The following is a 21,866-nucleotide window of genomic DNA, read 5'->3' as shown; positions in this document are numbered from 1 at the left end:
ACCGAGAAAAGCCGTGCTTGCTTGGCAACGGTGGGTGACGGATGGAGTCCGCCATTCTTGTACGCTGCGCTCATCACGCAAGCTTCGCTTTTCAGTAAGCAAGTTCTTGGTGACAGAGAGGGGAAGAGGGCATCAGGCTTGAAACAACGGCAGAATAATAGCAATCATTCTCATTCCGGTGTTGGGAATTTCCAGCTTTCAAGGCTTTATTCAGAAATTAATGCGGCGCCATAGCTGTTTTGGCGTTTTCCATAGGGAAAAACGCGGTTGAGAGGGAGGCGGGGCGATGAGCTGGTGAGACTCGGGCGGGAATAAGTCTTGTCGGTTCCGGGCTGAGGGCTGAACGCCGGGATGAGGCAGAAGGGAATATGCCTTGCAGGCATTCCACGCCACTAGCAAATCTTATGGTCTATGGAGTTGGACCAGAGAGCGTTAACTGCCGGTTGATGAGGTCAGAATCCCCATCAAAAAGGCCCCGGCTAGCAAAGTGCCGGGGCCAGCTGGATTTCTGCTTCGCCGGGAGTTTTAGAGCACCACAAACAGCAGCCAGACGACGACCGGGGCAATAACCGTGACGGCAGCACCGTACAGCAATAGCTGACGGAAGAAGGCATCACGCGACACTCCCTGGGCATTGGCCAGTACCAGTGCGCCATTGGTGGAAAAGGGGCTGACGTCCACAATGGTGGAGGATACGGCCATAGCCGCAATAAAGCCCACCGGCCCCACGCCGCCATCGCCTTGCAGAAAGGGCACCGCCAGCGGAATCAGCGAACCCAGCACGGCGGTGGAGGAGGCAAACGCCGACACGACCGCGCCCACAAAAAGCAGCAGCAAGGCCGCCATCAAGGGAGAGGTCAGCTGGGCAACACTATGGCCGACAAAATCAATCGTGCCCATGGATTCCATCACGCCCACATAGGTGCTGACACCCACAATCAGCATGATTTCAGGCCAGGACACTTGGCCCAGTGCGCGTTTTTGCAGATTGGGGGCCATCAAGGTCAGTACCAGACCGATGGTGATCGAGGTAAAGCCAATATCCTGTTTGAAAAACAAAGTCAGCACGGCCAGGATGAACAGGCCGACCAAGGTAAGAACGCGATACCAGTGGGGGGCCTCGTTGGCACCATTACCGGCTTCGACCAGGGCATCGGGGCTTTTCCGGGCGGTCTTGCGCTCTTCACCAAAGGCTTCGGCTTCAGCGTCGCCAAACACTTGCGGACCACCCGAGCCATGGGCCACGCGGGCAACGTTTACGTCTGCCGAACTTAAGTCCACTTTCTGGCGCATCAGTTTCAAACCACCCATCCACACGAATAGCAAAATGGACACGGCCAAGTTGATGCTCAGGCTGGCCATCATGGTGGCCATTTCATTCAAGGGCAAACCGGCGGCGCTGACCACACGGTTGGTGATGCCACCGTAAATACTGATGGGGGAGAAGCCGCCCCCTTGGGCGCCATGAATCACCAGCAAACCCATCAAGAGCGGGTTGATGCCGTACTGGCGGGCAAAGCCCAGCGCAATCGGGGCAATGATGGCAACGGCGGCCGGGCTGACGGCACCCACAGCGGTCAATGCGGCCGTGATCAGAAACATGATCCAGGGAATGGCGGCGATTCGGCCACGCACGGCTCGCACGGCCATGCTGACCAGCCAGTTGATGGTGCCATTGTTTTGAGCCAGCGCGAACAAATAGGTAATACCGGCCAGTGTTAGAAACAGGTCAGCCGGAAAGCCGCTCATGATTTCCTTGGCGCCCATGCCCGCCACCAGCGTACCCACCAGAAAAGCGCCTACAAAAGCAATCAGCCCCATATTGATGGGTAGGGCGGTCGCCAGTACGAACATGCCTCCTAATACGGCAATGGATAGCCAATGCATATGTCTCGTCTCCTTGTAATTGAACCTTTTGCAGGTTTCTGGAAACGACCATATCAGTGGCGGTATAGGGCTATCAATAAAGCTTATGGGTGAATGATTACGCTAAACGTAATGATTAATCAGGGGCGCGATGGTTGAATGTTCAATCAGCATTTGTCTGGTGCAGCAGAGAGAACAGGGGGGCGGATTTGATGAGCGGTTCGCTGCAGAGTAGTGGCTTGACGCGTGTGGGCGCTACCTTTGGGTTGCTGAGCCAAGTCCGGCTTTACGCGCCCATGCGCGGGATTATTGCCGGTCCAGTTCAGCCAGTAGTTCGCTGCTGTGGATCGTGCTCCCGAAGTGATGTTTCCACAATTTGATACCCAGCTCGCCGGAGCGATCCAGGGACGAGCCAACCGTCAGATCCGTAATCAGGGTGGGGTGCAGCCCGGCATCAAACAAGGCAAACCCGGCAGCCAGCACGCAGGTATCGGTTTGAATGCCGCAGACCAGAATCCGATCAGCCTGACATTGCTGCAAATATTCCATTGCAGCGGGGCTGGGGGCGTAGCCGTGCTTGATGAAGATTTGTTTGGCATCGACCAGGCAGCGATCGCTGCGCGGCGGACACCAGCCTAGCTGACTGGAAAAAGGGGTTTGAGACTCGTCGTGCAGTTCAATCAAGGCCGCGCAAGGCAGGCGGGTGCTCAGGGCGTTAATGCCGTCGATCAGCCAGGGGGGCGGTGAAAAGCAGCTTTGCACATCGACAACAAGCAGGATCTGTCGCATTGCAGTGGGCTCGGTAAGAGTGCTTCAGCGAATGTCAGGCGGAGCTCGCCAGGGCCATTCTGAAGCGCCGTCAATCAAGCCCTTATTGAAACACGGAGTCAGGCGCTTGGGCGGGTCCAGGTCAGACGTGCACCGACGATAATGCCCAGCACCGCCAGCAAGGAGGTGGCCGACAAGGTGGACAAGCCGCTTAAGCCCTGGCCTATGGTGCAGCCCAGGGCCAGCACGCCACCTACGCCCATCAAGGCACCGCCTGCCATGGAGCGCAGCATGTGGCGGGGCGACTCAAAACCTTCCAGCTTCCAGCGACGACGCAGCAGGGCGCTCAGCAAGGAACCGGCCACCACACCCACCACAATCATGATGGTAAAGCGCGGGCTCATGCCGGTGGAGATCATGGCGTATTGAATGCTTTCCCCAATCGGGGCGACAAAGCTCAGCGAGCTGACGGGTAAAGGCTCGAAGGGATCATCGCCCAGCCAGCCGGTAGTCAGCCAGCCTGCCACAATCAGCAGCCCTACAAATGCTCCGGCCAGCAGGTCATTCAGGCGTTGGCCGTCCTGGCGACGCAGTAAGGCAAAAGCGATCAGGGCGGCGACGAGGAGGGCAATCACCATAGAGCGGAGGGGACCCTCGGACAGGGTCGCTGCGGGCAAGGTGACACTGCTGGCTTGGGCGATGCTCATGCGCAGCGGCGCCAGCAGGCCCGTCAAGGTGACATAGGCGGCGATACCCAGACAAAGCACGACAACAAAGGAACGCAGATTTCCCTGTCCCAACAGAACCAGGGCTCGGGCGCCGCAGCCATTGGCCAGGGTCATGCCTGCCCCAAAGAGCACACCTCCAAGCGGCACCAGCAGCCAGGAGAAAGTGGGGTTCAGGTACAGGACCTTGTCCAGACTGATCAGCCCGTAGCCCGCCGCCAGTTGTGTCCCGGCCAGGGCCACGGCCAGCGCCAGGGCAAAGCCCTGAAGCTTGTAGCCGCTACGCCCGGACCAGCGCTCGGTCAAGCCACGATAAAAGCAAAAACCACTGAGCTGGCCACTAATGCCAAAGAGCAGGCCAATGGCCAAGCTGACCCACAGTACAAGTTCTGTATTCATCATGTGCGCTGGATGTTAGGACCGGGTTGGAACCACTTAGCCTTTGGTGCCCCAGATGTCGCGACTGATCGCGGCATACCAGGCCTCGCCATACTGGGCTTCCTGCTTGCGAAAGGCCGGGCTGGCTTCTTTAGGGCTGACCCCGCCGGACGCTTCAGCCAACTTGTCATCGGCAAAGGCGTACAAGTGCCCCACAGAAATGCCATAGTCGGGAGCGATCAAACTGTAGCAGGTATTGCTCAGTGTGGCCTGTGGCGCAGGCTTGCCGCTCAAGGCATTAATGATGGCAGCCGCTGCCAGCTTGGCTTGCGTATTGGCAGAGAAACCGGACTTGGGCATGGGTGAGGCAATGGTGGCATCGCCCACCACATAGATGTCCTTGACCTGCTCGGACTCGAAGGTATGCGGGTCAATTGGCACCCAGCCGCTGGCGTTGGTGACACCGGCCTGTTCGGCAATGGCTCCGGCTTTTTGTGGCGGGATCACGTTCAGCACATCGGCTTTGTGGATCTCGCCAAACTCGGTTTCCACGCTCAGCTTGGCGGCATCCACGCGAGTGACTTTGCCGTCTTTGGAGAACGGCACCCATTCGATCATGTCGCCATAGACTTGTTTCCAGCCATCCTGGAACAGGCCCTGTTTGGAGAAGCTGTCTTTGGCATCCAGAATCAGGATCTTGGATTTGGGTTTGTTCTGCTTGAAGTAGTGAGCCACCATGCTGGCGCGCTCGTAAGGGCCGGGCGGGCAGCGGAAGGGGTTTTCGGGGGCTACCATAATGAAGGTGCCGCCGTCGGGCATGGCATCCAGCTGACTTTTCAGCAAACGGGTTTGATCGCCCGCTTTCCAGGCGTGCGGGGCCAGCAAGGAAGCGGCCTCGTCATAGCCTTCCAGCGTGTTCCAGCGAAAATCAATACCGGGTGAGAGCAGCAGTTTGTCGTAAGACAGCTTCTGGCCCTTGGCCAAGGTCAGGGTTTTGGCCTGGGAGTCGACTGCGGTGGCCAGGTCGTGAATCACGTCGATCCCGGCTGCACGCAAATCATCAAAACCGTGGCCTTGCTGTTCAAAACGGCGCAAACCGGCCAGATACAGATTGGTGAACGGGCAGGTGTAAAAGGTGGTGGCCGGTTCAATCAAGGTGACTTTCAGGGATGGATCACCGCGCTTCAAGTAACGGGCAGCGGTTGCACCGCCAAAGCCGCCACCGACCACAACGACATGGGCCGAGCTGCTGCGCGCGTACACAGGCAGGGTGCTCAAGGCCAGACCAGCCACACTGGTTTTACCGACACGGCTCAGCCACTGGCGACGGGAGGAGTTCAAGGGGGTGCTCATTCTTAACGTCCTTCCGCAACGCTGCGAGGGGTGGAGGAGACTGCAGAGAAATAACGTGCCAGGGCTTCCAGATCCGCATCCTGGTAGCCTTTGACCAGGCGACTCATGATGGTGGTGCCAGCCGGGGGCGTATCGGAAGCAAAGGCGCGCAGTTGCTCCAGCAACACCGCTTCGGGGCGGCCAGCCAGCGAGGGAATGATGGTCGTGGAACGCCCATCCGGGCCGTGACAGTTCGCACAGGAGCTGGCCACCGTTTTGATGTCCAGCGTGGAACTGGCCCAGGCCGGTGCGGTGGCACTGCTGGCCACGAGCAAGGCGGGGGCAAAAAGGAGACGACCTACCAGAGAGAGGGACATGGGCATTCTTCTTGTCAATGTGCATCGTTGTAGGAAAGGACGCTCAGCGTAGCATTCCCCTTACGCCCACCTTGTATGACTATATAGAACACTGTTATGAACTCAGCGCCCGTTAAGGGCGCTGAATGGGGCAGGTCAGGGGGCCGGGCTGGAACTGGTCCGCAATCAGTCGCTGATGCTCAGCTCCGTCTGGCCGGTAATGACAGCGCCTTGATCGTCCGTCCAGCTCATTTCCAGAGCGCCGGAACGTCGTGCGACAAAGGTAAATTCAATGTACGGGTTTTGGGAAATCGCGGTTTCCGGCTGCCAGTTGAACAAGGGCTCGCCGTTAAAGGTGGCCTTGAATTCGTGGATGATGTTGCGCGGCACAACCTGGCCTTCCTTGCTCAGGCGCAGACCGCTTTCCATGCGGTGTTCGACCAGGGCGCGCACGCGCACAATGTCGCCCGCCTTGGGCTTGGCATTGCTGATCCAGATACGTGGTTTACTCATGAGTGCCCCTTGTTTACATGCCGCAGCCGCCAGCAGTCACCGTGATGTGATGCTGGGCGCTCAGGACGCGGCCATCGCTTAACCGTGCCAGGGCGCGGATGGTTTGGGTTTCAATCAGACGCAGACGAACGGCCACTTCCGTTGTTCCGGCCAGGGCCGTGAAGTTGAAGCGGCAGGCCAGTGGATGCGGGTTGCCCTGGGCCAGAATGATCAGTTCCTGGCAGTACACATCGTCGCTCGCGGGCAAGTCCAGCACCACTTTGACGGGCACTGCGGCGGGGTTGTCGCCCAGAGCGGGCATATCCAGCTTCATGCCTTTTTCTTCTGGGCTGACGCCTTTCAGGAACTCGTCCACAATGGCTTGGACCTGGGCCGCAGTGGCCGGTTTCAGCAATTGATCAAAGGCAACTTGCGCATGCAGATTGATGGGCAGCCACGCGGCACCCAGTCCGGCGGCACTGCCCAGTACAAGCTGGCGGCGGCGGACAAAACGGGAGGGAAGTTTAGAGGAAGTCATTGAAACGGGTCTTGATCCACTGGAAGTCTTCTTGAACAAGGTCGGAGGTACGGACATCCATATCGATCTGGGTTTGCAGAACCTTGCCGCTTGCGTCCAGCTCGTATTCAAACTTGACCGAGATTTCTTCTTGCGGATCTCCGTTGACCATCATGTAGCAAAGATTATCCGGCAGCACGGGCACCACTTCCTTGCCCGCGATACGTTCGGCCAGGTTCTGGGAAACAATCTTGGCTACGGCGTGTGCCACGTGGGCGCTCTTGGGGTAGTGGCCGAACTGGTCGGAAATAAAGCCCATGGAGTCCCCCACCACGTAGACATTGTCGTCGTCGCGGGCAGTGAACAGGCGTGGGTCAATATTGGCCCAGCCCGTGGGTTTGCCATCGGGGCCTGTACCGACCAGGCCTGCGTTCCAGACCATATCGGCGGCCTGGTGCGGGGGCATCAGCACCGCGTCGTCAAACTCAAAATCGCCGGCGGTGGTCTTGATGTGTTTCTTGAAGGGATCGACCTCACGCACTCGGGCATTGGGGACGTGGGTGATGATGTCCGGGTACAGCTCCTGGAAGGCTGCGCGGTATCCCTCGCCAATCGGGGCAATGGTGGGCTTGGGATCCAGAATGATGATCTTGCCTGGAATCCTGTTGGTCTTGATATGCCAGGCCATCAAACAGGCGCGCTCGTAGGGCGAGGGTGGGCAGCGATGCGGTGGCGGGGGCAGCGTCATCACAATGGTGCCGCCCTTGAAAGCCTTGAGCTTGTTCTTCAAGGCAAACATCTCGGCATTCGGGATGTAGGCGTTGGGAAAGTGCTGGCGGGTGTATTCCGCCGCGTAGGTGTCATTGCCAAACCAGGCATCGTAGGCATTGCGTATGCCGCCCGACAGGATCAGGTAGTCGTACTCCAGCGCGCCTTGCGTCGTGCGCACGGTTTTCTTGTCGCGCTCGATGGCGGTGACTTCGGCATGAACCAGGCTGTAGCCGTACTTGATGGAGGGCGCCAGCATGTCGTGGTTCAGGAAATCCGTGTTGACGATGTCAATCAGCCACTTGTTGCTCATGGGGCCTGACCAGAACGTGGGGTTGCGCTCGATCAACACCACTTGTGCCTGGGGCACCAGTTTGGACAGGTGCTTGGCGGCCGTCATTCCGCCCCAGCCGCCCCCACAAATGACAATGCGCGGGCCTTTGGTGTGGCGCGGCAGGATTTGGCTGGTGTTGGTGATGATGGCGGGGGCAGACTGGCTGGTGGAGGGCAGAACCAGGGTTCCAAATGCGGCAGCGGGCGTGGCCAGCAGGAAGTTTCTACGATTCATTGTATGTTCCTCGTGATCATGACATGACACACGTCAATCAGGATAAGTAGACCGCTAAGTGCGAGCCAGTATAGCCAAGAGTGCTTTGATTGCGTGGGGATTTTTTATCGGCTGAAGTGAGTTGTTCAGGCCTCAAATACCGTTTGGCGCTGAAATGGCGGCGCTTTTCACCAGGCGTTCTTGTGTGGGGGATGGCAGGGGCAGTTGGCCCGGACGCGGTGCGCAGCGGCATCCCGGATGCAAGGGCGGGGCTAGACAAACAGGATGGACAGGCTCAGGAAACAACAGAATTTCCGGATTTTTACAATTAAAAAGTAACGGAGCTATCTTTGTGGACGCAATCGGAGGATAGTTCAGGGAGAGAAAATTTTTTTCTCTGATCGTCATTACATTTAGGACTTATTTTGAAGACAGAAATTGGTATTGTGAAGTGGTTCAACAGCGAAAAAGGCTTCGGATTCATCGTGCCGGAGAACGGCGGCAAGGATCTCTTCGCACACCACAGTGAAATTCAGGGAACCGGGTTCAAAACTCTGGAAGAGAACCAACGCGTTTCCTTCATCGAAGGTGCAGGCCAAAAAGGCCCATGCGCAACTAAAATCCAAATTCTTTGATGATGGGCTTGCCTGAAACAGGCAAGCACCGCGTCAAACAGAAAAGGCCGGACCCTGATGGGCTCCGGCCTTTTTTATTGCGTGGCTTGGTTTTAGTTGCCCTGGTCGGCAAGGGGCACGGTCAGACGCGCTTCCAGTCCGCCACTTTTGCGATTCAGCAGCTCCAGCGTTCCGCCATGCTGGGTGGCGATAGCGTTCACAATCGACAAGCCCAAGCCATAGCCCGCCTGTTGTTGCGAGCCGCGCCAAAAACGGTTCATGGCCAGATCCCGTTCGCTGTCGCTTAATCCGGGACCGTGGTCCAGCACGCTGAGACGCAGATAGCCCGGCTCTCCTGCTTCAATCCGCAAGCTGATCGGTTGCTGGGCTTTGGTATAGCGCAAGGCATTGTCGATCAGGTTCTGTACGGCCACTGTCAGCAGGGATTTCTCAATCTGCACCGGGCCGGGTTTGCTGCGTATATCCAGCGTGATCTGGTCTATGGTGCCGCCGTAGATGGCTTTAAGGGCATGCAGGGCAGCGTATACCGCCTCGTCGGCCTGGCTACTTTCCATTCGGGCGCTTTGCCCGTCCAGCCGTGCCAACTCCAGCAGCCGCTGCAAAATGTTCTGTAGCTGTTGTACGCCCTGGTCTGCCTGGCTCAAGGCCGTATCCAGCGTGTTGCGTTCTCCAGGACGTTGGGCAGCCAGATGGGCAACTTGAATATGGGTTTTGATTCCGGTAAGGGGTGTACGCAGTTCGTGGGCGGCGCTGTCGGTAAAGCGGCGTTCGCGCATGATGGCGGCTTGTTGCCGCTCCAGCAGTTCTTCAAGGGTTCGCAGCAAGGGTTGCAGCTCAACCGGGACTTTGACCTTGGGCAGTGGGCTGTCGTCCCCGGGACGACGGCGCGACAGCATGTCCCGAATCCGCTCCAGGGGAGCCAGGCCGTGACCGATACCAACCCACAAAAGCAGCAGGCTACCAAACAAGGCCACGACAAAGGGCAGGCCAGCCGAAAGCATGATTTCCCGTACCAGTGCTTCGCGTATTTCTATGCTGTCGGCGGCGGCAATCTGAATATGGCCTTCGCGCAGCACAAAGGTGCGCCAGCGCTTGCCACCATGCACGTGCGTGCCAAAGCCCAAAGCCACTTGTGACATATCCGGGCTACCCGCAGTTCGGCTGACCGCCTGAATTTCTACTTCGCTGCGCACCACACTGATTTCGCAAGCCACGCCATCGCGGGCAATGATGTCCAGGGGACGCTCCGCGGATTGGGCCAGCTCCTGCAAGTTTGGAAATTGGGCAACCAGTCCAGCCACCATGCGGGCCGATGCTGCCAATCGGCTATCCAGCGCTTCACGCAAGGAGTGGCGTGCATCCATCAGCATCCAGGTGGCGACCGCACTCCAGAGCACGGTCAGGGAAATGCCGATAACCAGCAGCAATCTAAGGCGTAGGCTCATGGTGTGAAATACCTAACCGGCAGGCCCCAGTTTGTAGCCCAGGCCCCGCACGGTCTCGACAATATTGCTGCCCAGCTTGCGGCGCAAATGGTAGATGTGCACATTGATGGCATTGCTTTCCAGATCCTGATCGTAGCCGTAGACGCTGTCGCACAGTTGTTCGGCACTCAGGATAGTGTGCGGTTTGCTGAGCAGGGCACGCAGCAAGGAGAGTTCGCGGCGCGCTAGGCTGACTGGCTTGCCGTCCAGGGTGACATGGCCGGTGGAGGCACAGAAACTGAGCCGCCCATATTCAATGCAATCTGTTTCGTGGCCCGCCACACGTCGTGTCAATACATGCAGGCGTGCCAGCAGCTCGTCCAGGTCAAAAGGTTTGATGACATAGTCATCGCCCCCACCCAGTAGCCCTTCAACCCGGTGATGCAGGGCGTCGCGAGCCGTCAGAATCAGAATGGGCAGTTTGCGGCCTTGTTCGCGCCAACGACGCAGCAGCGTCAGCCCGTCCTGATCAGGCAAACCCAGATCCAGAATACAGACATCAAAGTGCGAAGACAGCAAGGCCGTGTCGGCCAGGCTGGCCGTGCCCACATGGTCCACGGTCAGCCCATGCAGTCGCAAGCCCGCCACAATTCCGCTGGCGACGAGCGCATCATCTTCAACAAGTAAAACGTGCATTCTCCCCCCTGTGGTAAATGCGGCTTGTGCAGGCAAAGCCTGATTTTTATTACGTTTCGGCGCTCATGTTAGCAGCCTTGAGGGCAGGGGCGAGAGGGAAAGTTCTCTTAATTTGGCCTTAATCCTGATCCTCTACTGTGATGTAGATTGCATTGCATTTGTATCTCGGTACTTACTTTTTTAATAAAACCGGCTTGGGCAATGACGTTTCTTTAGGCTTAGCCGCATGACAGATATCGGGCATTTATTCACATGACTCCTATATTAGGAATATTACTGGCGACCAGTTTTGTCGCCTCTTTGGTGGCACTAGGCATTCTTGTCTGGGCCGTGGCAAACAAGCTGATCTTCGTTGGGAAGAACGAAGCTGAGACCATCTTCATGAAAGGTGAGCTTGGTCAGCCGGATGATAGTGCTTCCTTTGGGGGGGAGAACGAAGCACAGACACATCGCTTTGACGTTTTGCGTGCCGGTATTGACCGCAGTGGTCGGGGGCCGGTTCTGCTTCTGGTCACGGTCGGGATTACCTGGCTGCTGATCGGTTCGGTGTTTGGCGTGATGGCCTCGCTGAAATTGCATTGGCCCGACTGGCTGGCTGACGTGGCACAAGTGACCTTTGGTCGTGCGCGTACCTTGCACCTGAACATCGTGGCTTACGGCTGGTTATCGGTGACCGGGATTGGCGTGGCCTTGTGGTTGCTGCCGCGTATTTTTCATACGCCTTTGCGACGTCCCAATATGGTGTACTTCGGCGCTGCCTTGTGGACCCTGGGGGTATTGGGCGGCACGATTGCCGTGGCCAATGGCTGGTCCGACGGGATCGAGTGGCTGGAATTCCCCTGGCAGATCGACATTCTGTTGGCAGTAGGGGGCTTTTTCCTGGCCTGGCCTGCCATTGAAACCGCCGCCAACCGCAAATCGCGCCACATCTATGTGTCGGGCTGGTATTTCCTGGCCGGCATGGTCTGGTTTCCGTTCCTGTTTCTGGTGTCCAACATCCCCGGTCTGCACATCGGTGCTCAGCAAGCAACCGTGAACTGGTGGTTTGCTCATAACGTGCTGGGTCTGTGGCTGACGCCTATGGGTGTGGGTGCGGCGTACTACATCATTCCCAAGATCATCGGCAAGCCCGTGTATTCCTACAACGTGTCCTTGCTGGGTTTCTGGAGTCTGGCGCTGTTCTACAGCCAGGTCGGTATTCACCACTTGATGGGCGGTCCGGTGCCAACCTGGGCCGTCACCTTGTCCGTGGTGCACAGCATCATGATGTTTGTGCCGGTGATTGCCGTGGCCATTAACCAGCACGTAACCGTTGCGCAGAACCTGTGGGCCTTCAAGCAATCCATGGCCCTGCGTTTCGTCTGGATTGGCGCGCTGATGTACACCTTGTCCTCCTTCCAGGGTTCGCTGGAAGCCATCCGCTCGGTGAACTCAGTGACGCACTTCACGCATTACACCGTCGGTCACGCTCACCTGGGTGCTTACGGCTTTGTGTCCATGGTGATGTTCGGCACGCTGTACTACATGATGCCGCACATTCTGGGACGTCGCTGGCCCTTCCCGGCTCTGATCAAAACCCATTTCTGGCTGGTGACGGCAGGCTTCACGATCTACGTGCTGGCTCTGAGCATTGCCGGTGTGGTGCAGGGCATGGGCTTGATGGACCCAGGTTCAAGTTTTGGCGAGATCACTCGCAAGATGGTTCCGTATCTGGAAGCCCGCTCTATTGGCGGCACCATGATGACACTGGGCCACTTTGTCTTTGCGGCTCACTTTGCCTTGCTCTTGCTGCGCAAAGGTTCCGCTGTTAATGCGACTCCTACACTTGCTCGGGCAGATGCGTCATGAATCGACTCTTACCTTTACTAATCGGGGCCATTGGCGTATTGCTGCTGGCTACCTTGATGCTGGTGATTTTGCCAGCCTGGCAATTGCGTACCTCGGAACCGCCGGAGCAGTTGCAACCCTATACCGCCCAGCAACTGCTGGGGCGTGACGAGTACGTGGCCAACGGCTGTTTGTACTGTCACAGCCAGCAGCCACGCTCTACCGGTCAAACCCTGTTTGATACGGCACGTGGCTGGGGCCGTGCGTCCACACCGGGCGATTACTTTTACGATTCGCCCCACCTGCTGGGCACCATGCGTACCGGCCCGGACCTGTTTAACGTCGGTGCGCGCATGAAAAGCCGTGACTGGCATTTGACCCACCTGTATCAGCCCCGTGCGATTTTTGACTGGAGCCTGATGCCGTCCTATCCCTATATGTTCGAGCTGAAAGACCAGGTTTCCGAAGGCGATGTAGTGGTGCGTTTGCCAGAGTCCCTGCAGCCTGCGGGCAAGCATGTGGTTGCTCGCAAGGAAGCGCTGGACTTGGTGGAGTACCTGCTGGCTCTGGATCGCACCTATGCGACCAGCGCGCAGGAACTGGATAAACGTGACCGTGGCTACGATCGCCGCCCCGCTGAAGCCTCGACGGATTCGGGCGCTAAATAGGACAAGTCATGACAATGGAAAAAGTTTCTAGTTCGCCCCAGGTCGAGAATATCGACCCCACCTTCGAGCCGTGGGAGCCACCGCGTCCCATTCCGATCTTCCTGTTGGCTGTGCTGTTCGCGTTGGCCTTGGCCGGTGTGGGTCTTTACCTGCACGATCTGGCGCCACATGCCGCAGCGGACAAGCCGACCGCCGCTATCGTTGCTTCCAATGCAGGCGGTACCCCTGTGGTGCCCGCCATCCCCGCACTGAAGGATGCGCCCGTACTGGTGCATTCGGGGCAGGGCAGTGTGTGGAGCTGTGCTTCCTGCCACGGTGAGGCCGGTGAAGGCGCAGGCATCACTCCTCGTTTGGCCGGTATACCCGAGGCGTATCTGCTCAAGCAACTGGAGGATTTTGCTCAAGGTACACGCCTGAACGAGTCCATGCAGTACGTAGCTCGCGGTTTGAAGCCTGAGGATATGAAAGAGCTGGCTGCTTACTACGCCAAGCTGCCTGCTCCTGCCATTAATGTGCCCAGTTCGGAAGCGAACCTGGCCCGTGGCGAAGCCCTGTTCCATAAAGGGGACTGGAAGCAGAACGTGCCTGCATGTATCAGCTGCCACGGCAGTCAGGGTGAAGGTGTAGGTACATCTTTCCCGCCTTTGGCTGCGCAACAGGCCGAGTATTTGTTCAGTCAGTTGTCGGCCTGGAAAGGCGGCCATCGTCACAACTCGCCGCAAAGCCTGATGGATGACATCGCATCGCGCTTGTCCTACGAGGACCTGTATGCGGTTTCCTATTACGCCGCCTCGCTGCCAGCCAATGGCAAGCAGGCGAAATAAGATCAGAACAGAGAGCTTTTTATGAAAGACACTCAAAAAAATGGTCGCAGCAAATCCACCATGTCGGGTGGACGCAGACTGGCCTGGGGGGCCGGTATTGGTGTGCTGCTTTTTGCGATTGGCTATGGTTTGAATGCCAAGGGCTGGTTGTCCTTTTCCCTGGGTTCGCCCGACAAGGGCACCATCCAGGTTGGCGAGGCCACCTATAGTCGTGAGGCCATGGAAGCCGATCGCAAGGCGCAGAGCAAGGACAAGCATTCGGTCACGGCTGGTATGCCGGTAGGCGCAGATGGTTACTACTTGCCACCGCCAGAGAGCAGCATTCCGGATACGCCGTATGGCGAGGCGGTTCGTCGCGGTCACAAGATCTTTATGGAAACCTCGACCACGGTGTCGGATCACGTGGGCAATACCTTGGCTTGTGTGAACTGCCACCTGGACGGTGGTCGTCGTGAACACTCTGCGCCTATGTGGGGAGCCTATGTCAGCTATCCCGCCTATCGTGCCAAGACCAAGGCGATCAGCACGCTGGAAGATCGCATTATTGGCTGTTTTACCTACTCCATGAATGCGCAGGCTTCGCCTTCGGGTGTTGCGCCGCCCGCTGGCAGCGATGTGTACCGTGACTTGATGACTTATATGTACTGGATGTCCGATGGGGCGCCTACGGGTCAGAAGTTGCCAGGTGCTGGTTTCCCCAAAGTTAAAAAGACCGAACTGGGCTATGACGTAGCACGCGGTAAAGAGGTTTACGCCAACAACTGTGTCTTGTGTCATGCGGTCGATGGCCAGGGGCAGAAGGATGCCGAAAGTGGCGTGGTGTTTCCGCCTTTGTGGGGTCCCAACTCGTATAACTGGGGTGCGGGGATGGCTCGTATTGATACGGCTGCTGGTTTCATCAAGGCCAATATGCCTTTGGGTAAACCGTTCTCCTTGTCGGATCAGGAGGCCTGGGACGTAGCGGCTTACATCAACAGTCATGAGCGTCCCAAGGATGCTCGTCAGAAGGGGACGGTTGAGCAAGCGCGTGTGGAGTTCCATGATGGCGAGGAAAGTTACTACGGTAAGGAGGTGAACGGCGTGATCTTGGGTGGGGGCGTGGAGAAGTAAGCCTTTGGCCTGTTTGCTGTTTGTTTGAAGATGAGACCGCCTCAGTTTCTTTTGGGAACTGAGGCGGTTTTGTTTTGGGCTTCTTCTTCTTCTTCTTCTTCTTCTTCTTCGTTTTCCTGAGTGTTGAGGAGTGGGGGTGTGTGGAGCAGGAGGATTGGGAGATAAGGAGTGCAGAGAGCCTGCATGTTTAGATAGTGACTCGTGAAAACGCCGGTCTGGGCCGGGGGGCCGTCCTCCGGGCTTGGCTCCTTGCCGGTGCTGCGCACCGGTGCCCTGGTCAGGCTTGCTATTCGGGCGCATCCTGAACTCGCGAAAGTGCCTTGTCCCCCGGACAAGGCACAAGCATTTCGCTCAAACAACAGGACGCTTGAACCCCGAATAGCAAGCCCGCCTGCGGCAAGACGCCTGAATCGCCCAGAGGACGGCCCCCCGGCCCAGACCGGCTCACAATGACTATCAATATGAGACTTCCGTTCTTTTGGGATCTGGCTATATGTGGTTTTTTCTGTTGCCGTAGGTGCGCAGGGGGCTTGAGGGGGAGGGGCGAGGTTTATTGGCTAATCGTCGTTTTCAACAGTTGGCGGAGAGGGTGGGGGATAGAGAAATCGGGCCAACTGCTAATTATCGAGTGCCTGGTGCTTCACTGGAGCATGAATCTTGTTGAGGATCTCCTGGAGCACCAAGCTGTAGTTTGTAATCTGTAGCATGTAGCTTGTCTTTGAAGCCAAAGCGCCTGTCACCATGGTTGTTGTTCAGGTAATCGTAGGTACATCGAGAGACGAGGCCAGTACCGACATTGACGAAGACAGGTTTGTACGTCATCAGACGTAGTGTCATTGATTCCGTGTTCAAGGCGAGTCGAACATCAGCCATTAGCCATTAGCCATTAGCCATCAGCACTCAGTAAACCAATAAGCAGCAATCAGTTGCCGCATAAGGATTGTCTTTGCAAATAATCGCTGAGAGCTGTTTCGGTCTTGCTGGGGTACCGGCGCGCAGCGCCGGCCAGTGCTCAGCCCCGACACCCCAGCAGGACCGAAACAGCGCCTTCCCAGAAACTAATTAGGCAAAAACAATCTTTTTAATCGAGAGCGAAGAGCCGAAAGACCCTACAAAGCCACCAAGCGCTTCAAATCCAGCAAGGTGAAATGCCCATGATCCAGCCACCCGCCGGTATCAATGAAAAACACATTCCCTAATTGCCGCATCTTGTGCGTCGTCTGATGCCCATGCACCAAAGCCCGAAGACCCTCTACCATGCCATCGTAGCCAGTCACATAGCGATCCCTAGACCACATACAGACATAGCGGTCATTGGCATCAAAACCCTCGGTATGAATGTGCTGCCAATTGTCGTAGGGAAAGTCGGCATGAACCATACCCACCAGTCCCAAGGGCGTTTCTATTTCCATCGCCAAAGGCAGGGCTTGCAGACGTTGAGCGATCAGTGCCTGCTCGTCTGAGGTGCAATCGTCCAGCCATAGCCCACCATGCACGCGATGGTCCACTTCCTGAATAGGCTGCCCAATCGCCCGCCGCCAGGTCAGCTGCTCGTGATTGCCACAAATTGCATGAAACCAGGGCAGGTCCAGCCACTCCAGAACATGATGCGACTCCGGACCGCGATCCACCAGATCGCCCACCGAAAAAAGGCGGTCCTTGGACGGATCAAAACGAATCCGCTTTAAAGACGTTTTCAGCTTGGAGAAGCAACCGTGAATATCGCCAACCGCAATATCGCGTCCCAAGGTGTTCTGGCTGAAGTGTGCTACCTGCATGATGATGAAACCCGGACTAGATCAAACGTGCTCATCACGGTACTCAGGGCGGCAGGCCGAGTCAAGAAAGCAGAAGAAGCGCAATAACACCTCCTGCAGAACAGCCCATAGCGAAGAGTTTGAGTTGTGATTTGGCTGCAGCCGGACGAAGCTTGGGGGCAAGTCGCCTGTACAGAGCTGCTTGGTCTAAAATCCTTTGATCCTTATATCTTCTCTACCAGAATTCCGAGGTTTTCATGTCTCAAACCAGCACTCCCGTTGATCCGGACGGCCTGCTTGAATATTCGGTGGTCTACACCGACCGCGCCTTGAACCATATGTCCAAGACCTTCCAGGAAGTGATGCGCGAAATCTCCCGCACGCTCAAGCAGGTCTATCAGGCACATTCGGCGATTGTGGTGCCGGGCAGTGGCTCGTTTGGCATGGAAGCGGTGGCCCGTCAGTTTGCAACGGACCGCAAGTGCATGGTGATACGCAATGGTTGGTTCAGCTACCGCTGGACTCAGATTTTTGACATGGGTTCCATTCCCGCCAGCACCACGGTTCTGAAAGCCCGCCCGATCGAGGAGGGCAAGCAAGCCGCTTATGCGCCTGCACCTATCGAAGAAGTGGTTGCCGCAATTCAGGCTGAAAAACCGGCCCTGGTGTTTGCGCCGCATGTGGAAACGGCCTCCGGCATCATGTTGCCCGATGACTATATGCGTCAGGTTGCGGATGCCGTACATGCGGTGGGCGGTCTGTTTGTGCTGGATTGCATTGCATCGGGCACCGTGTGGGTGGATATGAAGGATGTGGGTGTGGACGTGCTGATCAGCGCGCCGCAAAAGGGGTGGACCGGCTCGGCATGTTGCGGTCTGGTGATGTTAAGCGAGCGTGCTCGTCAACACATTGAAACCACGACCAGCACCAGTTTTGCCTGCGATCTGCGCAAGTGGCTGCAGATCATGGAAACGTATGAGAACGGGGCTCATGCCTACCACGCCACCTTGCCTACCGACTCCTTGAAAGTGCTGCAAGAGGCGATGGCCGAGACGGAAGCTCTGGGCTTTGACTGGATCCGCAATCGTCAGCTGGAGCTGGGCCGCAAAGTGCGCGCTCTGCTCCGCGAACATGGTTTCCGCAGCGTGGCGGCACCGGGCTTCGAGGCACCGGGCGTAGTGGTGTGCTACACCACGGACGACGGGATACATTCGGCCGCGAAGTTTGCCAAGGCTGGTTTGCAAGCCGCCTCGGGTGTGCCTTTGCAGTGTGATGAAGCTGCTGATTTCAAGACCTTCCGAATTGGTCTGTTTGGCCTGGACAAGCTGAACAATCTGGAACGCTCGGTGGAGCGTTTGGCCAAGGCGCTGGATGCGATTGAAGAGCAGTAAGTTGCTGCAGTAGCGGTTGCTACAGGAGAAGGGAGCCTTGCATGGCTCCCTTTTTATTTTTGCTCCCAAGTAGAGTTCGGCTTGCTTCTTCTTTGCCTACTACTTGGTGGCATCCCCAGGGGTTTTGGGGGCTTGATTGAGTTCGCCCATGGCAAAGGCCAGGTTCACAGAGCCGACCAAACCTGCGGTATGAGCCATAGTCTGGGCTTCTTGTGCTCCTAATAGACCGCTGTGCGCTTCGGTCAGCAAGGTCATGCTGGTCAAGCCTTCCTGGTAGGATTCCAGCGCACCTTGGTAGGTGATCTGGGCCGCCTCGACCAGGCTGGTGGCGGCTTGATGAGACTCCAGAGCAGCTCGCAGTGCGTCGGCAGCGATGATCATTTGCTTGTAGGCGTCTTGCTCGGTTTTGGCAACGCGTTCGCGCGCGGTGTCGGCACGCAACTGGGCTTCGCGCACTTGCTTGTTGCGTAGCCCAGCGTCGTAGATCGGGATATTCAGGGCCAGCACGGCGCCTCGGGAGGAGGATTGCGGGCTGACTTCGGGCAGGCTGCCTACACTTAATGAACCCATGCGTTTGGAAATAAAACCCATCAAGGCCAACTTGGGCATGAAACTGGCTTCGGCTGAGTCTATGCCTGCCAGACTGGCCTGATGGGCGGCTTGCAGGGCCTGTACATCGGGCCGCTGGGCGATGGCTTTTTTCAGTGTGTCATTGCCAGGGATATCCAGATTCTCGGGCAGGGGGCGGGTGGCGCTATCGGCGACTTTCAGCTCCGTTTCCGGGGACAGGCCAATTGCACCCAGCAACGTTTGATAAGACTGACGTGCCAGAGTGCTGGCATTCACATGGTGCAAACGAGCCTGGGCTTTCAGTTGTCGTGCCTGCGCGACTTCAATCTGGGTGCCCAGCCCATTGCGCTGCCGCTCCAGGGCGATATCTTCAATCAGTGCCGCATTTTTCAGCCCTTGGGCAGAGATTTGCTCGCGCTGGCGGGCCGAGTTGTAGTTGAAGTAGCTGATGGATACTTCCGCAATCACGGCCTGATGCACACCACTGAAGGTAATCCGGCTGGCCATGGCCAGTTTGTCGGCCGCCTCTTGCAAGGCGGCGCGTTTGCCAAAGTCGAACAGAAGCCACTTCAAGGTCAGGGAAGGAACGGCGCCACTTAAATGGGTGTCGTAATCCACATCGATTTCTCTACCCAGAATGTGCACGCTGCTGTCGCGGTCGCTGCGCATATAGCCGCCCACCACGCTGGCGGAGATCAGGGGCAGGTAGGTGCTTTCCACCATACCGGCAGCTTCTGCGGCTTGTTGAGCCTCGCCCCAGGCAATGCGGGTGCTGGGGTTCAGGCGTTGGGCCAGGTCGATCAGTTCTGACAGGCTGTATTCGTGATGGGCTTGCACGCGGGGCGCTGGCTGGCTTTGATCCGGGCCGCTGTATTCGGCCAATGTCAGGCGAGGTGGTTCCGGCGCATCTTGCTCGGGCATGGCCTGGGCCATGGGTTTGTGATCAGGCGCCGCGCAGGCGGCCAGAGTCAGGGCGGCCGTCACAGCCAGAGTCAGACGCAATGCAGGAAAACAAGTCATAGACATAAATTCAGGAGGCAGCAGGATGAGTCAGCAGCGTAGCAGCATACTGCTGTCCGCCTTCAAGGACGAGTTGTACGGCCATGCAGACCAGCAAGAACCCCATGATGCGTGAAATGGCATCGACGCCGTTATGCCCGATCACACGCACGATGCTGAGCGAGGAGCGCAGGCAAATGAAAAAGATCAAACCAATCAGGATGGCCAGAATGATGGGCGTGGCCACCAGCACCCATTCCGCATAGTGCCCGCGCATGCCAGCCATTTTGGAGGAGGCACTGATGACCAGAGCCATAGTGCCGGGACCGACTGTAGAGGGCAGGGTCAGTGGAACGAAGGCGATATTGTTGTGGGCGGCGGTGTTCTGATCGGCTGCCTTGGAAACCACGTCGCTGACAGTGGGAGGAAACAGCATGCGAAAGCCGATATACGCCACAATCAGCCCGCCCCCGATACGCATGTCCACCATGGAAATGCCCAGTGCCGAAGTAATCCACAAACCGGCGTAGTAGGTAATCAGCAAGGCCAGAATGACATACAGCGTCGCCTGACGCAGTTGCTGCTTCTTTTCTGCTGCGCTCAAGGTTTCGCCCAATGACAGGTACATCACCATTGAGGTCAAGGGATTGGCCAGGGGCAGCAAAAATGCCAGCCCCAGACCAAGCAATTTGAATAACTGCATCACTTCGTTGGGCATGGGAACTCCTTGATGAGGTTTCAGCCGGGCAGGGCGTTCTTGTAAATCTTGCCGTCCTTGATGATCAAGAGCAGGTTCTGTTCGGGCTGCTCCAGAAAGCTCAGGCTTTGTTCGGGTTCGCCATCAATCAACAGCAGATCGGCCAGGGCACCGGCTCGGATTACGCCCAGCTCGCCTTCGTACGGTTGGCGCAGGCCCGACAGTTGCAGCAGCCGGCCATTATCTCCGGTCGCCATTTTCAGCACCTTGAGCGGGCTGTAAAAACGGGTCAGCTTGGACAACATGCGGCCATGGTGTGGTAGATGGGCGGGGGTGAACAGAATGTCCGTGCCCCAGGCGGTCTGGATCTGATATTTATCGGCCAGCTCGTAGGCACGTACGGTTCCTACGGCAACTTGTTGTTGCTTGGCCTTGCTGCGTGGGTCGTGCTGGACGTTGGCGTCTTCATCGGCCAAAAAGGGCTGCAGGCTCCACCACACGCCTTCGCCAGCCATCATGCGGGCGGTTTCTTCGTCGGCAAGTTGGCCGTGTTCGATGGATTTCACGCCAGCCTTGATCGCACGCTGAATACCACGAGCGCAGTACACGTGCACCATCACGTAGGTGCCCCAGTCGCTGGCGGCGCCCACCGCGGCACGCAGTTCGGCATCACTAAATTGCAGTCCTTCCAGTGGGTCGTACAAGGAGGTGACACCACCCCCGGCCATCAGCTTGATCTGGCTGGCGCCCAGCATCAGTTGCTCCCGAACACGACGCAGGACTTGGTCGGCACCATCGGCAATGCAGGTTACACCTGCTCGTTCGGTGTGGCTTAGCTCGCCTTCTGCGCGTGGCACTTCGTAGCGCATACGAAAGTCTGCATGGCCGCCGGTTTGCGCAATCATGGCGCCGCTAGGATAGATGCGCGGGCCATGCAGCAAGCCCATATCAATACCGCGTTTCAAGGAGAAGCTGGGGCCACCGGCATCGCGCACGGTGGTAAAGCCGCGCAGCAAGGTGCGCTCGGCCTCTTTGCTGGCAATCAAATGCAGGTCAGCCGGGTCGGCCATCATGGCGGTCATCTGGTCGACAGCGCACAAGAGGCTATGCCAGTGGGCGTCGATCAGGCCAGGCATCAAGACTTTGTTCTGGCAGTCCATGACGGTGGCGTCGGCCGGAATCTCGGCAACCGGCATGACGGCAGTGATGCGGCCCTGGTCAATCTGGACGGCCAGCCCTTTTTTCAGCTCTGTTGTTTCACCATCAAACAGGCGCAGATTGCTCAGGATCAGTTTGGGAGCCAGGGCGATGGGTTTCTGATCCAGGGCATTATTGGATTGGAAGGCCGGGCCTGCAGGGGCCGCGCTGGGGGCGAAACTGGCTGATGCACTCAAGCGCTTGTGAATGAAGGGAATGGAGGGGTGGGCGCAAACACAGGCTGGCAAGCCATGACGATAGGCTTGGCGTTGTTGGCGCAGGGCAGGGGACTGGCCCAGGTAGGAGTAAGTCTGCATGGCGT

The 21,866-nt window shown here is 57.5% G+C and carries 20 protein-coding genes; 6 read left to right on the top strand and 14 right to left on the bottom strand.

The window, feature by feature from the left end:
- Positions 1 to 525: 525 nt before the first annotated feature.
- From ACU6HM_RS18665 to ACU6HM_RS18630, 8 genes are all read right to left on the bottom strand, one after another.
- Complete coding sequence (locus tag ACU6HM_RS18665) at positions 526 to 1,887, bottom strand: SLC13 family permease (RefSeq protein ID WP_374697947.1); 1,362 nt, start codon at positions 1,885 to 1,887, stop codon at positions 526 to 528.
- A gap of 285 nt (positions 1,888 to 2,172) precedes the next feature.
- The gene (locus ACU6HM_RS18660) at positions 2,173 to 2,655 is read right to left on the bottom strand and encodes an isochorismatase family protein (RefSeq protein WP_035269181.1); all 483 of its coding nucleotides are present in this window, start codon (positions 2,653 to 2,655) and stop codon (positions 2,173 to 2,175) included.
- 98 nt (positions 2,656 to 2,753) lie between these two features.
- Complete coding sequence (locus ACU6HM_RS18655) at positions 2,754 to 3,761, bottom strand: YeeE/YedE family protein (RefSeq protein WP_258866301.1); 1,008 nt, start codon at positions 3,759 to 3,761, stop codon at positions 2,754 to 2,756.
- Positions 3,762 to 3,794: 33 nt separating this feature from the next.
- A complete protein-coding gene (locus ACU6HM_RS18650; RefSeq protein ID WP_026484494.1) occupies positions 3,795 to 5,090 on the bottom strand; it encodes an NAD(P)/FAD-dependent oxidoreductase in 1,296 nt (431 codons plus the stop codon).
- A gap of 2 nt (positions 5,091 to 5,092) precedes the next feature.
- The gene (locus ACU6HM_RS18645; protein ID WP_052159242.1) at positions 5,093 to 5,446 is read right to left on the bottom strand and encodes a c-type cytochrome; all 354 of its coding nucleotides are present in this window, start codon (positions 5,444 to 5,446) and stop codon (positions 5,093 to 5,095) included.
- Positions 5,447 to 5,611: 165 nt separating this feature from the next.
- Positions 5,612 to 5,938 carry a thiosulfate oxidation carrier complex protein SoxZ gene (gene soxZ / locus ACU6HM_RS18640; RefSeq protein WP_009461038.1) on the bottom strand — a complete coding sequence of 109 codons (327 nt, stop codon included), beginning with the start codon at positions 5,936 to 5,938 and terminating at the stop codon, positions 5,612 to 5,614.
- Between the two features lie 13 nt (positions 5,939 to 5,951).
- The gene (locus ACU6HM_RS18635) at positions 5,952 to 6,455 is read right to left on the bottom strand and encodes a thiosulfate oxidation carrier protein SoxY (protein ID WP_254499519.1); all 504 of its coding nucleotides are present in this window, start codon (positions 6,453 to 6,455) and stop codon (positions 5,952 to 5,954) included.
- On the bottom strand, positions 6,442 to 7,770 hold the full coding sequence (locus ACU6HM_RS18630; protein ID WP_446764189.1) for an FAD-dependent oxidoreductase: 1,329 nt from the start codon (positions 7,768 to 7,770) through the stop codon (positions 6,442 to 6,444). Before ACU6HM_RS18630 ends, ACU6HM_RS18635 begins: the two co-directional genes overlap by 14 nt.
- A 404-nt stretch (positions 7,771 to 8,174) precedes the next feature.
- Here ACU6HM_RS18630 and ACU6HM_RS18625 point away from each other — a divergent pair, with 404 nt between their 5' ends.
- On the top strand, positions 8,175 to 8,384 hold the full coding sequence (locus tag ACU6HM_RS18625) for a cold-shock protein (RefSeq protein ID WP_009461028.1): 210 nt from the start codon (positions 8,175 to 8,177) through the stop codon (positions 8,382 to 8,384).
- A gap of 92 nt (positions 8,385 to 8,476) precedes the next feature.
- Here the strand turns inward: ACU6HM_RS18625 and ACU6HM_RS18620 are convergent, their stop codons facing one another.
- Both ACU6HM_RS18620 and ACU6HM_RS18615 read right to left on the bottom strand, forming a co-directional pair.
- Positions 8,477 to 9,829 (bottom strand): ATP-binding protein, encoded by a 1,353-nt coding sequence (locus ACU6HM_RS18620; protein ID WP_324576222.1) that lies wholly within the window; start codon positions 9,827 to 9,829, stop codon positions 8,477 to 8,479.
- 12 nt (positions 9,830 to 9,841) lie between these two features.
- Positions 9,842 to 10,504 (bottom strand): response regulator, encoded by a 663-nt coding sequence (locus ACU6HM_RS18615; protein ID WP_021446792.1) that lies wholly within the window; start codon positions 10,502 to 10,504, stop codon positions 9,842 to 9,844.
- 252 nt (positions 10,505 to 10,756) lie between these two features.
- Here ACU6HM_RS18615 and ACU6HM_RS18610 point away from each other — a divergent pair, with 252 nt between their 5' ends.
- From ACU6HM_RS18610 to ACU6HM_RS18595, 4 genes are read left to right on the top strand one after another with little or no spacing between them, the layout of a single operon-like run.
- The gene (locus tag ACU6HM_RS18610; RefSeq protein WP_031232271.1) at positions 10,757 to 12,352 is read left to right on the top strand and encodes a cbb3-type cytochrome c oxidase subunit I; all 1,596 of its coding nucleotides are present in this window, start codon (positions 10,757 to 10,759) and stop codon (positions 12,350 to 12,352) included.
- Entirely contained in the window at positions 12,349 to 12,999 is a 651-nt protein-coding gene (locus tag ACU6HM_RS18605) for a cbb3-type cytochrome c oxidase subunit II (protein WP_009461016.1), read from the top strand. The genes ACU6HM_RS18610 and ACU6HM_RS18605 overlap by 4 nt, the downstream gene beginning before the upstream one ends.
- A gap of 8 nt (positions 13,000 to 13,007) precedes the next feature.
- A complete protein-coding gene (locus tag ACU6HM_RS18600; protein ID WP_035269192.1) occupies positions 13,008 to 13,823 on the top strand; it encodes a c-type cytochrome in 816 nt (271 codons plus the stop codon).
- Between the two features lie 21 nt (positions 13,824 to 13,844).
- The gene (locus tag ACU6HM_RS18595; RefSeq protein WP_446764188.1) at positions 13,845 to 14,933 is read left to right on the top strand and encodes a c-type cytochrome; all 1,089 of its coding nucleotides are present in this window, start codon (positions 13,845 to 13,847) and stop codon (positions 14,931 to 14,933) included.
- 1,109 nt (positions 14,934 to 16,042) lie between these two features.
- On the opposite strand, the gene ACU6HM_RS18590 is transcribed toward ACU6HM_RS18595, so the two are convergent.
- Complete coding sequence (locus tag ACU6HM_RS18590; RefSeq protein WP_035268369.1) at positions 16,043 to 16,711, bottom strand: metallophosphoesterase; 669 nt, start codon at positions 16,709 to 16,711, stop codon at positions 16,043 to 16,045.
- A 236-nt stretch (positions 16,712 to 16,947) separates the two neighbouring features.
- On the opposite strand from ACU6HM_RS18590, the gene ACU6HM_RS18585 reads away from it, so the two are divergent.
- Positions 16,948 to 18,081, top strand: a complete 1,134-nt coding sequence (locus ACU6HM_RS18585) for an aminotransferase class V-fold PLP-dependent enzyme (RefSeq protein ID WP_446764187.1) — start codon at positions 16,948 to 16,950, stop codon at positions 18,079 to 18,081.
- 99 nt (positions 18,082 to 18,180) lie between these two features.
- Here ACU6HM_RS18585 and ACU6HM_RS18580 read toward each other — a convergent pair whose 3' ends face one another.
- The 3 genes from ACU6HM_RS18580 to ACU6HM_RS18570 are packed head-to-tail and all read right to left on the bottom strand — an operon-like array spanning position 18,181 to position 21,861.
- The gene (locus tag ACU6HM_RS18580) at positions 18,181 to 19,671 is read right to left on the bottom strand and encodes a TolC family protein (RefSeq protein WP_446764186.1); all 1,491 of its coding nucleotides are present in this window, start codon (positions 19,669 to 19,671) and stop codon (positions 18,181 to 18,183) included.
- A 10-nt stretch (positions 19,672 to 19,681) separates the two neighbouring features.
- Positions 19,682 to 20,368 carry a MarC family NAAT transporter gene (locus ACU6HM_RS18575; RefSeq protein WP_203144911.1) on the bottom strand — a complete coding sequence of 229 codons (687 nt, stop codon included), beginning with the start codon at positions 20,366 to 20,368 and terminating at the stop codon, positions 19,682 to 19,684.
- A 20-nt stretch (positions 20,369 to 20,388) separates the two neighbouring features.
- On the bottom strand, positions 20,389 to 21,861 hold the full coding sequence (locus tag ACU6HM_RS18570; protein ID WP_446764185.1) for an amidohydrolase family protein: 1,473 nt from the start codon (positions 21,859 to 21,861) through the stop codon (positions 20,389 to 20,391).
- Positions 21,862 to 21,866: the final 5 nt, after the last annotated feature.

This window comes from Alcaligenes sp. RM2 (genome assembly GCF_052931795.1).
This window is presented reverse-complemented; position numbering and strand designations above follow the sequence as displayed.